Below are 14,997 nucleotides of genomic sequence, written 5' to 3' on the forward strand. Positions count from 1 at the left end.
TCAGCCCTCGTCGAGCTCCCGCACCAGCTCCTGGACGCCGTCCTCGCCCCGGTGCTCGATCAGCACCGCGACCCACCCGGCCAGCCGTTCCCGCTCGGCCGTCGTCCACCCCGGCGCGGACGGGTGCACGTCCACCACCAGCGACCTCGCCACGGCCAGCAGCCCCGGCGTCGGCTCCGGTCGCCGCCGCTCCGGCAGTGCCCGCAGCGCCAGCCGCCGGGCGACGGCCGTCACCTCGGCCGCGGCGCCCACCGGCAGCGCCAGCGCGGGCGGCCCCGGCACCTCCGGCGCACCCATCCGCACCAGGGCCGCGATGTACCCACGCACCTCGAGGCCGTCCGCATCCATCCCGTGTTCCTTCCCCGTCCCGTTCCGTCCCGCTCTACGGGGCTTCCGTCGACCGGGGTTCAGCCGCAGCGCGGCGGCGGTCACCCGTCAGTACGGGTGCGGCCGGAAACCGCCGACGACCACGACGGAGGCGACCGTTCCGTCCCCCGCCCGGCCGAGCCAGACCGCGTTGTCCTCGTCCGCCGTGAAGGTCACGAGGTCGGCCCCGAGTCCCTCGTGGCTCACCCCCTCGAACGAGCCGTCGTGCAACTGCTCCCGCTCCTGCGCGGTGTCGAGACCGGTGCGCAGGTCCCGCCAGAACTGCCGGAACGGCAGGGTCAGTTCCACCCAGGCCGTGGCGTCGGCGAAGCACGCCGTGTTCGTGTCGGACGGGAAGAAGCGGAACCGCTTTCCCGGGCGGGCGGACTCGATGTCCTCGCCCACCCCGAGGGCGTTCTCCCAGGCGACCACCGGCGCGTCGGCGACGCACAGCCGTACGGCGGCCACCGCGGAACGCCATTGGTCGGCGATCCAGGAGGCCTCCACCAGGTAGCTGCCCGGCGGTATCCGCTCGGCCAGCTCCCGTCCCGTCGGCGGGTTCAGCTCGTCGTCCTCGTCGTCCGGCCACGGCGAGCCCACCACCAGTCGGCCGCTCGGCACCCGGATGGTCGTCACCTCTTTCACCTCGACCACCCGAACCACCGTCAGCGGATCGTTGGCCCGGATCCCCAGCCCCTCCCCCGGGGTGAAGACCGCGTCCAACAGCATCCGTTCGTCCTCGCCCGCCGCCAGGCGGGCATCCACCGTGTACGTCATGCCGCGAGCGTAGACAGGCCCACCGACAGCCGACGGCCGGCCGGGAGCAGCTGCCCCCGGCCGGCCGTTCGCGCACTGCCGGCTACTTCTTCGCCTGCGCCACCGGCGTCCGGTACGGGTGGTGGTGCGTGCCGCCGACGTGCAGTTCCTCGTCCGGCTTCCCGGCGAGCTTGGGCAGCACGTGGGTGCCGTACGGGTCGGTGACCGTGATCGCGGTGCCGTTGCGGTGCACCTCGCGGCGGATTTCCCGTCCGCCACCGCACGGCCCGAATACCGGTCAGGTCGATTCCGGCGGCGGGTCCGCCGCTCAGCGGAGCCGCCCCGGCCCGGTGCTCGAGTTCAGCCGGGCCCGAACGGCGTCGGCGTCGCGGTGTTGCAGGTCTTCGAGGATGGCGAGGCTCCGGTTCCAGGAACCTCGGGCCGCCTCGACGTCGCCGAGGGCGAGGTGGGTGTCGCCGATGTGGGTGTGGATGTCGGCCTGGAGGAAGTAGTCGCCGACGGCCTGACGCAGGCGCAGCGACTCGTGGTAGGCGGGGAGCGCCTCGTGGTACTCGCCGAGGTGGTGGTGGATGAAGCCGATGCTGTCCCAGATGGACGACTGGCCGGGGAGGTTGCCGGTGTCGCGGGCCAGGTCCAGTCCGCGCCGGCAGTACGGGAGTGCCTCCCGCAGCTCGCCCTGCTGCGCCAGGTACCAGCCGATGCTGTTGAGCGCGAGGGCCTGCCCGGAGGGGTCGCCGATGGCCTGGAACAGCTCCAGGGCCCGGCGGGACTCGGCCACCGCCTCGGCGTCGGCGTGCTCCTCGCCGTGGGCGATGGCGAGGTCGAGCCGGGTCCTGCCCTCGCGCGGCCGGTCCCCGAGCGCCTCGAAGAGTTCGAGGGCCTGGCGCAGTTCGCGCTGGGCCTGGGGCTGGCGGCCCTGGGAGCGGTGCACCTGGCCGAGCCAGCGGTGCGCGTGCGCCTGTCGGCGGAGGTCCCCGGTGCGTTCGGCGGCGGCCAATGCCGTCTCGCTCGCCCGCTGCCACTGCTGCCACAGCCCCGACTTGAGCAGGTAGGCGACCTGCGCGCCGACGAGCTGCCAGGCGTGGACGTCGGCCCCCGCCCGGTGGGCCGAGTCGACGATCCGCTCCAGCACCGATTGCTCGTCCCGGTACCAGTCGAGCGCCTGCTGGCGGTCGGCGAGGTCCTCGGGAGCCACCCCGGCGGCGGGTTCCGCGAGGTCGAGCGACTGCCAGGCGGCGTCGTCGGCGTAGGCGAGGCAGCCGGCGCGGTGTGCGGTGTGGAGGTAGTGGTCGAGCATCCGCAGGGTCGCCCCGGCCTGCCCCGGCGGGGATTCGAGGGCGGCCGCCTGCTCGGCGGCGTAGGCGCGCAGCAGGTCGTGGAAGGTGTACCGGCCCCGCTCCGGCGCGGTGATCAGATGGGCGCGGTGCAGGTCCTCCAGCAGGGCGCGGGTCTCGGACAGCGGCAGGCCCGCGAGGCTCGCGGCCGCTGCCACGCTGACGTGCGGGCCCGGGTGCAGTCCGAGCAGCCGGAACAGGCGGGCGGCCTGCGGAGCCAGCGCGCGGTAGGACCAGGAGAGCACCACCCGGACGTCGGCATGGCTGTCGCCGGCCGACAGGAGGTCCAGGCGCGCCTGGGAGTCCCTCAGTTCGCGCGCCCACACGCCGAGTGGGGTGCCGGGGTGGTCGGCCGCCCGTGCGGCGGCGATGTTCAGGGCCAGCGGCAGCCGGGCGCAGAGCTCGATCAACTCGTCGGCCGCGTCCTGCTGGTCCTCGACCACCGCGGCGCCCAGGCGGCGGGCGAGCAGTTCGCGCGCCTCCGCACGGGAGAGCACGTCCAGGGCCAGCGGGACGGCGCCGTCCAGGGCGACCAGCCCGGGCAGCCGGTTCCTGCTGGTCACCACGACCAGGCAGGTGTTCGAGCCGGGCAGCAGCGGGCGGACCTGTTCCGCCTCACGGGCGTTGTCGAGGACGATCAGCGTCCGGGTGCCGGCCAGCCGGCTGCGCAGGAGCGCGAGCTGCCCGTCCGGGTCGGCGGGGACGCGCAGGGCGGGAACGCCCAGCGCGTCCAGGAAGGCGCGCGCCACGTCGGCGGCGTCGACCGGGGCGCGGTCGGGGTCGAACCCGCGCAGGTTGGCGAAGAGTTGACCGTCCGGGAAGCGGTCGGCCACCCGGTGGGCGAAGTGCACGGCCAAGGTGGTCTTGCCCACGCCCGCGGTGCCGGCGATCGCCGAGATCACCACCGCGCCGCAGCCGGGGGTCACGTCGGCCAGCAGCTCGTCGAGCACCTGGAGTTCGCGGGCACGCCCGGTGAAGTGCCGGATGGCCATGGGCAGCTGCTGCGGGCTGCTCGACCCGGTCGGGCCGGACGACAGGCCGGGACGAAGGGGCGGGAGAGCCGCGGGGACCGGGGCCGCCGCCGGAGCGTCCGGTGCGTCCGACCCGGCCGAGCGCTGCGGCTCCGTGTCCCGTGCCGCCGCCAGCCACCAAGTACGGGTGTCCTGGTCGACGCCGAGGGCCTCGGCGAGCCGCACCACCGAGGACAGTCGCGGTCGGCGCCCGCCCGCCTCCAGGGCGCTGATCGATCGCGCCGACACCCCCGAACGCTCCGCGAGCTCGTCCTGGCTCCACCCCGCCGACAGTCGTCGCTCCCGCAACAGCTCGGCGAAAACAGCAGCCCCCACTCATCCCCCTGGTCCCCTGCGAACCGTGCCGACGTCTGCCCGGCCGGCACCGATCGCGAACGAGCGTAGCGCCGCGCACGCCCAAGTGTCAGGTCAACGTCAGGTCAATGTCGTGGTCGACCCGGCCCCACCGCCGCGATGATGAGCGCCGAACGGCCCCGTCGTAGGAGGAAGACATGAACGCTCGCAGGGCCGCTTCGCGTCCGACCAGAGGTCCGGCCCGGATGACGGCGGTCGCCGTCGCCCTCGCGGCGCTCGGCGCGGGCGGCACGGTCGACGCTTCGGCCACCCCGGCCGCCCCGGCCGCCACCCTGGCCACCACGTCGCCCCGTCCCGGCCCCGTACCGGTCAAGGAGGTCAGGACCGCTGACGGGGTCCTCACCGTCCACCGCTCGACCGGCCGGCCGCCGACCGTCGACCCCGCCTCGGGCGCCGGCGACACCACGCCGCCCACCTGGGCCACCACCTGCAACGGGGTCAACCCGAAGGTCTGCTTCGCCGTGGACGGCAGCGGCTACTACGTCCGCTCCATGGAGAACAGCACCTACTACGGTGCGAGCACCTGGGCCGACATCCAGATCAAGAGCCCCTCCGGGGCCGTCGTGACGGGGACGAGCTTCCACGCGACCGGCGGCACCTGGTACACCGCGACCTACACGCCGAACGGCTATGTCGCCGCCGGTCGGTGGTGCGGCTTCAGCGACGCCAACGGCGGCGTGTACACCGGAAGTTGCATCACTGTGAGCAACTGATCCACAGACCGACGGGCCGCCCCGGGGCGCCGTCCGTCGACCGGCCGCGAGCCGCGGCAACGGGGGTACCGCGGCTCGCGGCCGGATCCGCTCAGCGCGGCATCGCGGCGAGGGCCGCGCGGGCGACCTTCACGGCCTCCGCCTCGCAGCCCGCCGCCGGGTGCTCCTTGCCGCCGAGGCCGACAGACAGGCTCAGGTTGCCGTCGCGGACGGCCAGCGCGCACCCTTCCCCGCTCCCCGACGAGTCCCAGTACGCCTCCTCGCCGATCCCGAGCCCGTCGTCGCGCCGCTTGCCCTTGGCCGCGTGGGCGAAGTCCTTGCGCTGCTTCTGCGTGGCGTTGTCGCTGCTGCCGGCGCTGCGCTGCAACTCCCACTGGACGGCGGCGGACGGCGTCTGATCCGAAAAACGCTGCCCGGCGACAACGGTCGAGCCGTACCAGAAGCAACTGGTCCGGGCGAAGGTGGACTGCTCCAGGTAGCCGTCCGCGTCCTGCTTGCGTTCCGAGGACGGAAGCGGCAGTTGCGCGGCGGCCTCCGCGCAGACCGGCGCCTTGAGGTACTTGTCCGGGACCGCCGGGCCGTTCGGGTCGCGCAGCAGCAGGTAGGCGCCGACACCGATGCCCGCCGCGGCGACGGCCCCGGCGGTCACCAGGGCGGCGGTGCGGCGGGAGCGTCGGACGGGCGGGGCCTCAGCCGGTGCGGACTCCAGGACGGTGGCCAGGGCCGTGGGATCGGGGAGCTCCCGCGGTTCCACCACCACCGTCCGGTGCGCCACCGTCCGTTGCGGCTGTGCGAGCAGCCCGTCCACCGCCGCCTGCTGCGCCGCGATCAGCGCGTGCACCGCCGCCGGCCACTGCCGCCCGGCCGGGGTGACCGGGCCGAGGAGTTCGAGCAGCCGCGCCGGGGTGGGGCGGGCGGCGGGGTCCTTGGCCAGGCAGGCCGCCAGAAGCGGGCGGGTGACGGCGGGGACGGCCGTGAGGTCCGGCTCGCTGTGCACGACGTTGTAGAGCGTCTGCAGGGTGGAGGCCCCGGCGAAGGGGCTGCGCCCGGTCAGGGCGAGGGCCAGCACCGAGCCGAGCGAGAACACGTCGCTCGCCGGGGTCAGCGCCCCGCCCTCGGCCTGCTCGGGGGACATGTACGCGGGCGAGCCGATCACCCCGCCGGTGTGGGTGAGTTCGGCCTCCTCCTCGGCGGCCCGGGCGATGCCGAAGTCGATCACCCGGACGCCGTCCTCGGCGAGCAGGACGTTCTCCGGCTTGAGGTCGCGGTGGATCAGCCCGGTGCGGTGGATCTCCACCAGGGCCGTGGCCAGGCCGACCGCCAGCCGGTGCACGGCGTCCGCGGGCAGCGCCCCGGCGGCCTCCACGGCGGCGCCCAGCGAGGGGCCGACCACGAACACCGAGGCCAGCCAGGGCGTCACCGCCTCGACGTCGGCGTCCATCACCGCCGCCGTGTAGGCACCGGAGACCCGGCGCGAGGCGCCGACCTCCCGCCGGAACCTGGCCCGGAACCCGGCGTCGGCGGCGAACCGTTCGTGAACCTGCTTGACCGCCACCAGCCGCCCGTCCGGCCCGGCCCCCAGCAGCACCCGGCCCATCCCGCCCCGGCCCAGCTCGGCGAGGACGCGGTACGGGCCGACCTCGGCCGGATCGGACTCCCGCCGGGGCCTCAACCGCGGCATCCCCGTCACTGCGGGAACACCGGGGCCGTGGCGGTGCCCTGGGGGCTCGGGCCGTTCGCGGACACCGTCCGCGCCAGCTTCACCGCCGACTCGCCGAGCGTCCTGGTCATCGTTTCGCACCGCCCGCGCGGATAGGTCGTTCCCTTCACCGCGACGAACACGTAGAGGTTGACGTCCCGGACGTAGAGCACGCAGTTGGACTCGTCCAGGTACTTCGACGGGAGCCAGAAGGCCTCCTCGGCGAAGGTGATGCCGGAGTCACGGGTGTGGCCGCCCATGTAGAGGGCCTCGTAGTGCTCCTTGGCCCGCTCCGCGCCGGTCCTGCCGCCGGGGACTGTCGGGAAGACGTCCCAGTCGACCTGGATCTGGTCGCCCGAGCGGGTGTTCCACTCGCAGCCCTGCTCCGGGAGCTTCCCGTCGCGGTCCGTGGTCTCAAAGGTTCCGGGGTTCCCCCAGGGCTTCGAGAACTCGGGCGGCGCCGTCACCTTGGCGGCGTCCGCGCAGCTCGGCACCACGCGCGCGTACCGGTCCTGGACCTGCGAGAGCGGCACGTTCCCCGGCGTGGGCACCGGCTCGGGGAACACCGAGTCCAGGTTCACCACCCCGGTGGCGACCAGCCCGCCCGCCACCGCGGCGAGCGCCAGCACCACCGCACCCACCACCAGGGCGATCCGCCTCCCCCGCCGACGCCGCGGCACGGGGGCCGGCTGCGGCTCGGTCGGCGCGGCGTCCGCGGCCACCGTGGGCAGCGACTCAACAGCGGCTGGTGAGTACCCGGACTCACCAGCCGCCGGCGCTGCGGCGCCCAACAGCCGGGCGACCTCCGCCCGCTGGGCCGCGAGGAGCCCGTGCACCGCCTCCGGCCACGGCCGGGTCGAGGGCGCGATCCGGCCCACCGCCGCGAGCACCTGCTGCGGGGCCGGCCGGGCCGCCGGGTCCTTGGCCAGGCAGGCCGCGACCAGCGGCCGCAGGCCCTCCGGCACCCCGCTCAGCTCGGGCTCGGCGTGCAGGACGTTGAACAGGATCCGCGGCAGCGACTCCCCGGTGAAGGCCGGCCGGCCCGTGCAGGCCACCACCAGGGTCGCGCCGAGCGAGAACACGTCGCTGGCGGGCGTCAGTTCACGCCCCCCGACCTGCTCGGGCGACATGTAGCCGGGCGAGCCGATCATCGCGCCGGTGCGGGTGAGCTTGGTGTCCTGCCCCTCGGCCGCCCGGGCGATCCCGAAGTCGATCACCCGCACGCCGTCCTCGGCGAGCAGCACGTTCGAGGGCTTGAGGTCGCGGTGGATCAGCCCGGCCCCGTGCACGTCGACCAGCGCCTGCGCCAGCCCGGCCGCCAACCGCCGCACCGCCTCCTCGGGCAGCGCCCCGGCCGCCGCCAGCGCCTCGTTCAACGCCGGGCCCGGCACGAACTGGGAGGCCAGCCACGGGGTTCCGGCCTCCGGATCGGCCGCGATCACCGCCGCCGTGTACGCCCCGGACACCCGCCGGGAGGCCTCCACCTCGCGCCGGAACCGCACCCGGAACCCGTCGTCCTCGGCGAACTCCGCGTGCACCTGCTTCACGGCCGCCGTCCGCCCGTCCGGCGAGACCCCGAGCAGCACCCGGCCCATCCCGCCCTGCCCGAGCACCGCCAGCACCCGGAACGGACCCACCTGCACCGGCCCACACGGCCCCAGCGTCTCCACGTGAACATGCCCCCCTGCCGCCGCGTGCGACAGATGATACAGACGGGGCGTTCGCGCCCGGCCGGCCGCCTTCGCCCGCCGGAATTCACGAATCGTCAGGGCCGTGTCAGCAGGCCGTCAAGACGGGCCCGGGCCCGGGCGGAGCGGTGCAGGCTCGACCTACCTGCAGGTCCGCAGGTCGCTCCGGAGGTGAGCCGCATGTCCGTATCCGCCGCGTTCCATTCCGACGTCCCCGACGTGCGCCACCGGGCCCACCGACTGCGCGCCGCGCTCTCGACGGTGCTGGACCGACTGGCGGCCAGCCCGCTGGACAGCCCGGTGCTCGGCGCCCTGGGCGCGCCGCGTTCGACCGCCCGGTCGGGATCCTCACGTTCGACCTCACCACTCCCCCGCCGCACCGGTACAACCTGACCACAACCGAGTCCGCCCTTCCGGAAGTTGTCCAGTGGGGCGGACGCTTTTGTTACCCACATCACGTTCGGAGTTCGGGCAAGGGTTCACCAAGAGCAGGTAACGTTTCGGCGTCGGCACGACGAGTACGACGAGTACGACATCGGGAGTCCAGTGGTGATACGGCGAGTTGCGGCAGCAGTGGTCCTGCTGACCTTTGCCGTCTTCATGCTGCTGCTGACCCCCAAGACCGCGTCGGCCGTCCCGCGCCCGGTGTGCGCGATGGCCCCCGAGAAGGAGGCCGAGCAGCGCAAGCTGCGCGGCTCGCTCGACGCTCCGTCGGAGGAGGCCGACACCTCGGCCCGCCTGGACGCGGCGGCCGCGACCGTCCTGGCCCCGCGCCGGGCCCAGCTGATCGACGAACCGACCCCCGCCGGCGAGACCGTGGACGTCACGGCGACGGCCGCGGAATCCGACACCCCGCCCGGTGCGGCCCATCCACGCAGAGCAAGAGAGGCCTGGAGCCCCGCCTCCGCGCTCACCCCCGACGCCACCACCCTGCAGACGTTCCGCTGCTGACGGGCGGCGTGCGCCCGGCACGCTCCCACGACGGCCTCCGCACCGTGCCTCCACCACGGTGTGACGGTCGGTCACCCGTGACCGCCCGGGGTTGAGGCCTGTCGTCGGACGTGCGCCGCACGCACTCCTCGCGTCCCTGTACCGCTCCCCGCCGAGCCAGCCCGCTCGGCCCGGTGAGCACACGAAGAGCCACGAGGCCGAAATCATGCAGACCCTCATCGAGCACGCCCGTACGTTCCCCGCCGCCCTCTCCGAGCGGCGGGAGGAGTTCGCCCGCCTGGCCAACGGCCAGCGGCCGCAAGCCCTGTTCATCTCCTGCTCCGACTCCCGGGTGATCCCGTCGATGTTCACCGGGGCCCGCCCCGGGGACCTCTTCGAGCTGCGGACCGCGGGCAACATCGTCCCCCGCTACCGGACCCAGGCCGGTGCCTGCGGCGTCGCGGGCTCCCTGGAGTTCGCCGTCCAGGCCCTGGGCGTGCCGGACATCGTGGTGTGCGGCCACTCGCACTGCGGCGCCGTCCAGGGCCTGGTCCGCGAGCAGAAGGTCGCGAGCATGCCCCTGGTGGGGCGCTGGCTGGCCTGGGCCGGGCACCGGCCGGAAACGGACGGGACCGTGCGGGCGCAGGGCCCGGCGGGAGCGCACGGCCCGGCGCCCGACCTGGTCTCCGTCACCCAGCAGCACGTCCTGACCCAGCTGGACCACCTGCGCAGCTACCCGTTCGTCGCCCACCGCCTGGCGGCCGGCCGACTGCGGCTGCACGCCTGGTACTACACCGTCGAAACCGGCGCGGTCCAGGCCTGGAAGCCCGCCAGCGGCGCGTTCCAGGCGCTGTAGGCCGCAGCCCGACCCCTCCGGCCGCTCCCGGCCACGGCACCCACCGCGCCCGCGCGCGGCGGGCGCCCCCTCCACGACGTTCCCTCCCTCGAACAGAGAACGCCCATGACTTGCTCCCTCGCCTCGCTGCGCTCCGCGCTGCGCACCGACCTCACGTCCTCCCTCGTCGTCTTCCTGGTCGCCCTGCCGCTGTGCGTGGGCGTCGCCGTCGCCTCCGGCGTCCCGGCCGAACTCGGCCTGATCACCGGCATCGTCGGCGGACTGATCACCGGGCTGCTGCCCGGCAGCAGCCTCCAGGTCAGCGGTCCGGCCGCGGGCCTGACCGTGCTGGTCCTCACCCTGGTGCAGGACTACGGGCTCAGCGCCCTCGGTGTGGTCGTCCTGGCCACCGGGCTGCTGCAGCTGGCCCTCGGCGCGCTCAGGTTGGGCCGCTTCTTCCGCGCGATCTCGCTGTCCGTGGTGCACGGCATGCTGGCCGGCATCGGGCTCGTCCTGGTCGCCGGGCAGATCTACGCGCTCGCCGACGGCAGGGCGCCCGGCACCGGTCCGGCCAAGCTGGCCGGGCTGCCCCGGCTCGCCCTGGACGTCGCCCGGTCCGGCCCCGCGCTCACCGCCGTCGGCATCGGCGCCGGCACCGTCCTGATCATGCTGCTGTGGAGGAAGCTGCCCGGCCGGGCCCAGCTGCTGCCCGGCCCGCTCGTCGCGGTCGGCGCCGCGACCGCCGCCACCGTCCTGTTCGACCTGCCGGTCAAGCGGGTGGAGGTGAAGGGCCTCCTGGAGGCCGTCCAGCCGCCCGGCGGGGCCGACTTCTCCCGGCTGACCGAGGTCGGCCTGCTGACCACCGTCATCGCCTTCACCCTCATCGCCTCCGCCGAGTCCCTGTTCAGCGCCGCCGCCGTCGACCGGCTGCACGACGGGCCGAAGACGGACTACGACAAGGAGCTGATGGCCCAGGGCGCGGGCAACACCGTGTGCGGGCTGCTCGGCGCGCTGCCGATGACCGCCGTGATCGTGCGCAGCGCCGCCAACGTCCAGGCCGGCGCCAGGACCAAGGTCTCGCGCGTGCTGCACGGCGTCTGGCTGCTGCTGTTCGCCGCCCTGCTCCCCGCCGCGCTCGGCATGATCCCGGTGGCCGCGCTGGCGGGCGTGCTGGTCCACGCCGGGTTCAAGCTGCTGCCGGTCAAGGAACTCGGGCCGCTGTGGCGCGAACACCGCGGTGAGGCGGTCGTCCTGGTGGTCACCGCCGGGGCGATCCTGGTCACCGACATGTTCGAGGGCGTGCTGATCGGCCTCGCCCTGGCGGTGGTCAAGGCCGCCTGGGAGACCTCGCGGGTCCACATCGAGGTGGAGGACCGGGGCGAGGGCCTGGTGCGGGTCCGGATCTTCGGCAACGCCACCTTCCTGCGCCTGCCCCGCATCCTCGACACCCTGGAGCGGCTGCCCACCGACCGGCCGATCGAGCTCGACCTGGCCGCGCTGCGCCATCTCGACCATGCCTGCATGAGCGCCCTGCAGACCTGGTCCGAGCAGCACAACGCCCGCACCGTCCGGCCCGACCGGACGGCCGTGACCGCCTGACCACCTGACACCGGGGCCCGTGGGGTGGCACCCCCGTCCGCCCGACGGGCCCCGGTCCCGCTCGTCCCGCTCGCCCCGCTCGTCCCAGCCGGCTCAGGAGGCTCAGGAGGTCCGGGTGGTGGTGACGGTCGGGGGCGCGGGCAGCGGCGCGGCGGCGGCGCGGGCGGCCGGGTCGGTGACCACGTCCGTACAGCCGTCGCCGCCCTTCTGGTGGCCGCACACCCGCAGGGTGGTGTCGCCCGGGCTGGCGTCGACCATCACCGAATAGTTGTCGTAGCCCCAGTGGATCAGGGCGGTCTCCTGCCAGCCGGTGTTGGTGGTGATGGTGGCGCTGTCCCCCGGGGAGCCGTCGGTGATCCCGGCCCAGGCGGCCCGACATCGCGGGCTGTAGTGCATGTACAGGACCACCTGGCCGACGTTGCCCTTCAGCAGCGTGTGGTCGTCGGTCTCGCACCCCATGGCCTGCGGGTCCTTGCCCGCACAGCCGACGCCCTGGCAGAGCGGCGCGGGCCCCGAGGCCGTCGCGGTCGGCAGGATCGCCGCCGCAGCGCTGCCGCCGCCGTCCTGTGGGCCGCGCAGCCACAGGCCCGCGACCAGGACGAGCACGGCGGCGACGGCGGCCGCTACGACGGCGGCCACGCGCGCCATGGGGATGCCCGTCGGCAGTTCGGCCGCCGGCACGAGCGGCACCTCGACGGACGGCGGCTCGACGGACGGGGGCTGTTCGACGGGCAGCGCGGGCGCCTCGGCCGGCGGCCCGGGCGGCGGGACGGGCACGGGCGCCAGCACGAGGACGGCTGCGGATTCCGTGGTGGCCTCCTCCCGCTCGGCCTCGGCCTGCCGCAGGAGGGAGGTCAGCAGTTCGGCGTCGCACTCCACCGCCGCGATCAGCCCGGCCAGCGCCTGCGGGGTGATCAGCCGCTTCCCGTTCAGCCACCGCTCCCAGGAGGCCTTGCTGAGGTAGGTCCGCTTGCCGAGTTCGGCCAGCGAGATCCGGTGCGCGTCCTTGACCGCGCGCAGCTCTTCGGCCAGCCGCCGGGCGGGTTCCGAAAGATCATCAGGAAGCGGCTTCCAGGACTGGCTCATCGCGGGCCCCTCTGGCGGGTCGACAGACGTCGTGAACTGATCAATTTTTGGATGATCAGTCTAATCCGCTCCCCGGGGCATCGTCTCAACCGTCTCCCGCTCGCCCGCCGAAACCCCAGCTCCGGGCCGTGAGACAGGACGGGTCCGTCTCAGATCGTTCGGAGACAGTCGAATGATCGCGGTCACATGCCGGAGAGTTGGCCCAACCGGGTAGCGGTCAGGACGTCCTCCGCACCACACCGGTCAGTTCAGAGCAAGCAGGGGGGAAGCCTCATGGGCCGCCAGCACGCGTCCGAGATCACGTCTCTGTCCGCTGTCGACCAGCTCGCCAAGGAGCTCCAGTCGTTGAAGTCCGCATCGGGCCTGACCTACGCCCGTATCAGTGAACGCACCCACTACGCGAAGTCCTCGTGGGAGCGCTGGGTGAACGGGAAGCAGTTCCCGCCGCGCGACGCGGTGGAGAGCATCGCCTCGGTCTGCGAGGGCGACGCCGAGCACCTGCTCTCCCTGTGGCACCTCGCCAACAGCTGCCGCGTCACGATCAGCGCGCCGAACGCACTGTCGGCCGGGCCGCTGGACAACCCGCCGTCCGCGTGCCCGCACCGTCGACAGGCCGTCATCCTGCGCCGTCTGGTCCTGCTCGGGCTGGGGCTCGCGGCGGGCGCGGGGCTGGCCACCGCCGGCCGACGGCCCCGGCGGCCCAGCTCCTGAGCAACGGACGGCCCGGGCACCGCACTGAGGGGCAGCGCGCGGTGCCCGGGCCGGGTCGGATCGCTCCCGCTGGGGTCAGGCGAGCAGCCGGCTCCAGGTCCGGGCGTCCACCACGCCGTCGGCCGGCAGCGCGGCCGAGCTCTGGAAGCCCGCCACCCCGGCCTGGGTACCGGGCCCGAACGCGCCGTCCACGCTCACCTGGATGCCGTGCGCGACCAGCTGGCTCTGCACCGCCTGCACCGCGCTGCCCGAGGCGCCGTACGCGAGCGGTGCGACGGCCTGGCTCCAGGTCTGGTTGCCCGCGACGCCGTCGGCCGAGGCGTGGGTGTAGCTCTGGAAGGCCGTGACGGCGCTCTGCGTGGCGGGCCCGTACGACCCGTCCACGGTCAGCGTCGCGCCGTGCTGCACCAGCAGGTACTGCAGCGTCCGCACGTTCTCGCCCGAGGCGCCGCTGCTCAGCACCGGCCACACCGGCCCGGTCGGGTCGCCGCCGATCCGCGCCGCGACGTCAGCCCGGATCTGCGGGATCAGCGCGTAGAGGCGGTCGCCGGGGCACTCGGTGTTGTTGAAGTCCCGGTGGCCGTAGACCTGGTACGCGCGCAGCCCGTACTGCCGGCAGATGTAGGTGATCAGGTCGATCAGCGCCGCGTACTGCTCGCTGCGCGGGTCGACGGTGGTGTACGTGCCCTCGTTCTCGATGCCGATCGCCACCGTGTTCTGCGAGGTGCAGTGCGCGGACTCCACGTGCTGGGTGCCGCTGAGCAGCGTGGAGAGGCTGTTGTGGCGGCCCTCCATGACGTACGCGCCGCGGCTGATGGTGAAGTGCTGCCCGGTGTCGATCCAGTGCTCGGTGTCCATCTGGTAGGTCTGCATCGACTGGGCCAGCGAGAACGCGGCGGCCTGCGAGTAGTCCGTGACGTTGGCGGTCGCGGTGTGGTGCACGATCACCTTGTCCGGTGCCCCCGCCAGGAAGTTGATCGGGCTGCTCGGCGGCCGGGCGCCCCACGCGGTGGTGTCGGCGATCACCGGCCCGGTCGCGGCACGCGCCACCCCGGCGGACGGCCCGGGCCCGAGCAGGGCGCCGGTGCCGACGGCCAGGGCACCGGCCAGGAACGTGCGACGACCGGGGTTCAGCGGGGCGGATTCCGGGTTCATGCGGGGCTACCTGTTCCTTCGGTGTGGTCGGGGAACGGAAGGCCCCCGTCCCCGCGCCTGCGGACGGCGCGGGGACGGGGGTGGAGCCCGGTCAGTAGGTGGTGGGCAGGGCGTTCCGGCAGTTGCCGTACATCGAGGGGTCTCCATAGGCGATCAGCATGTCCCCGGTGAGCGGGCCCACCTCTCCGTCGGCGTGCTTCGTGTAGCTGATCAGGCGGTTCTGGAACACGAGCACCGCGTTGTAGGTGGCCGGGCCGAAGGAGCCGTCCTCCGCGAGGGTCGGGAATCGCACGCCCTGGTTGTAGAAGTAGTAGTTGAGCTCGGCCTGGACGCAGTACACGGCGTTCCAGTTGTTGGCCTGGCCGTAGCCGACGTACCCCGCGTCAGTGTTGGCGCTGGCCGTCCCGGCCATGGGAATCACGGCGACGGCAGCGGTGGCGGCCGCCACGGCGGCACGCTTGACCAGGGAGTGAATGGCCACGGTTCTCCTTGAATCCGGCATGGGTCCGCCCGCAGCGGACCGCTCGGCCACCACGCTAGGTGCCCGCCGGCCCGCCCCACCACGATTCCCCGTCCCTCCCCCGTCCCGGGACACCCCGGACACCGGGGGCCGCCGGACCCGGGCTAGTGCCGCATCAGGCAACGTTCGCCCTGTCGGAGGTCCTGCCTGTCGATGGCTTTGGCCGCTGGCGATAATCGTCCGATGAGTGCCATCGAAC

15 protein-coding genes are annotated in these 14,997 nt (G+C 73.9%); 6 read left to right on the forward strand and 9 right to left on the reverse strand.

The features are described from left to right. The 4 genes from ACFQ87_RS31500 to ACFQ87_RS31515 form a co-directional block, all read right to left on the reverse strand. Nucleotides 1-348 carry a hypothetical protein gene (locus tag ACFQ87_RS31500; RefSeq protein ID WP_380614268.1) on the reverse strand — a complete coding sequence of 116 codons (348 nt, stop codon included), beginning with the start codon at nucleotides 346-348 and terminating at the stop codon, nucleotides 1-3. A gap of 87 nt (nucleotides 349-435) precedes the next feature. Beyond that, a complete protein-coding gene (locus ACFQ87_RS31505; protein ID WP_380614269.1) occupies nucleotides 436-1,143 on the reverse strand; it encodes a DUF4241 domain-containing protein in 708 nt (235 codons plus the stop codon). An 82-nt stretch (nucleotides 1,144-1,225) separates the two neighbouring features. After that, nucleotides 1,226-1,375: a hypothetical protein gene (locus ACFQ87_RS31510; protein ID WP_380614270.1), complete on the reverse strand. Its 150-nt coding sequence runs from the start codon at nucleotides 1,373-1,375 to the stop codon at nucleotides 1,226-1,228. 75 nt (nucleotides 1,376-1,450) lie between these two features. After that, nucleotides 1,451-3,823, reverse strand: coding sequence for an ATP-binding protein (locus tag ACFQ87_RS31515; RefSeq protein ID WP_380614271.1), 2,373 nt, complete (start codon nucleotides 3,821-3,823; stop codon nucleotides 1,451-1,453). 176 nt (nucleotides 3,824-3,999) lie between these two features. Between ACFQ87_RS31515 and ACFQ87_RS31520 the strand changes: the two genes are divergently transcribed. Continuing rightward, entirely contained in the window at nucleotides 4,000-4,575 is a 576-nt protein-coding gene (locus ACFQ87_RS31520) for a hypothetical protein (protein ID WP_380614272.1), read from the forward strand. 91 nt (nucleotides 4,576-4,666) lie between these two features. Here the strand turns inward: ACFQ87_RS31520 and ACFQ87_RS31525 are convergent, their stop codons facing one another. Together ACFQ87_RS31525 and ACFQ87_RS31530 are read right to left on the reverse strand one after the other, a co-directional pair. Continuing rightward, entirely contained in the window at nucleotides 4,667-6,256 is a 1,590-nt protein-coding gene (locus tag ACFQ87_RS31525; protein WP_380614273.1) for a protein kinase, read from the reverse strand. Nucleotides 6,257-6,261: 5 nt separating this feature from the next. Next, nucleotides 6,262-7,917, reverse strand: a complete 1,656-nt coding sequence (locus ACFQ87_RS31530) for a serine/threonine-protein kinase (protein ID WP_380614274.1) — start codon at nucleotides 7,915-7,917, stop codon at nucleotides 6,262-6,264. A gap of 225 nt (nucleotides 7,918-8,142) precedes the next feature. Between ACFQ87_RS31530 and ACFQ87_RS31535 the strand changes: the two genes are divergently transcribed. The 4 genes from ACFQ87_RS31535 (at nucleotide 8,143) to ACFQ87_RS31550 (ending at nucleotide 11,326) form a co-directional block, all read left to right on the forward strand. Continuing rightward, entirely contained in the window at nucleotides 8,143-8,355 is a 213-nt protein-coding gene (locus ACFQ87_RS31535) for a hypothetical protein (protein WP_380614275.1), read from the forward strand. 156 nt (nucleotides 8,356-8,511) lie between these two features. Further along, nucleotides 8,512-8,913, forward strand: coding sequence for a hypothetical protein (locus ACFQ87_RS31540; protein ID WP_380614276.1), 402 nt, complete (start codon nucleotides 8,512-8,514; stop codon nucleotides 8,911-8,913). 205 nt (nucleotides 8,914-9,118) lie between these two features. Beyond that, the gene (locus ACFQ87_RS31545; protein WP_380614277.1) at nucleotides 9,119-9,748 is read left to right on the forward strand and encodes a carbonic anhydrase; all 630 of its coding nucleotides are present in this window, start codon (nucleotides 9,119-9,121) and stop codon (nucleotides 9,746-9,748) included. A 105-nt stretch (nucleotides 9,749-9,853) separates the two neighbouring features. Further along, on the forward strand, nucleotides 9,854-11,326 hold the full coding sequence (locus ACFQ87_RS31550; protein ID WP_380614278.1) for a SulP family inorganic anion transporter: 1,473 nt from the start codon (nucleotides 9,854-9,856) through the stop codon (nucleotides 11,324-11,326). 102 nt (nucleotides 11,327-11,428) lie between these two features. On the opposite strand, the gene ACFQ87_RS31555 is transcribed toward ACFQ87_RS31550, so the two are convergent. Then, nucleotides 11,429-12,412, reverse strand: coding sequence for a DUF2690 domain-containing protein (locus ACFQ87_RS31555; RefSeq protein WP_380614279.1), 984 nt, complete (start codon nucleotides 12,410-12,412; stop codon nucleotides 11,429-11,431). A gap of 273 nt (nucleotides 12,413-12,685) precedes the next feature. Between ACFQ87_RS31555 and ACFQ87_RS31560 the strand changes: the two genes are divergently transcribed. After that, on the forward strand, nucleotides 12,686-13,123 hold the full coding sequence (locus ACFQ87_RS31560) for a helix-turn-helix domain-containing protein (protein WP_380614280.1): 438 nt from the start codon (nucleotides 12,686-12,688) through the stop codon (nucleotides 13,121-13,123). Nucleotides 13,124-13,198: 75 nt separating this feature from the next. Here the strand turns inward: ACFQ87_RS31560 and ACFQ87_RS31565 are convergent, their stop codons facing one another. Together ACFQ87_RS31565 and ACFQ87_RS31570 are read right to left on the reverse strand one after the other, a co-directional pair. Then, a complete protein-coding gene (locus tag ACFQ87_RS31565; RefSeq protein ID WP_380614281.1) occupies nucleotides 13,199-14,278 on the reverse strand; it encodes an N-acetylmuramoyl-L-alanine amidase in 1,080 nt (359 codons plus the stop codon). A 91-nt stretch (nucleotides 14,279-14,369) separates the two neighbouring features. Continuing rightward, nucleotides 14,370-14,759: a peptidoglycan-binding protein gene (locus ACFQ87_RS31570; RefSeq protein WP_380614282.1), complete on the reverse strand. Its 390-nt coding sequence runs from the start codon at nucleotides 14,757-14,759 to the stop codon at nucleotides 14,370-14,372. Nucleotides 14,760-14,997: the final 238 nt, after the last annotated feature.

The organism is Kitasatospora sp. NPDC056531 (assembly GCF_042794375.1).
Lineage (GTDB): Bacteria > Actinomycetota > Actinomycetes > Streptomycetales > Streptomycetaceae > Kitasatospora.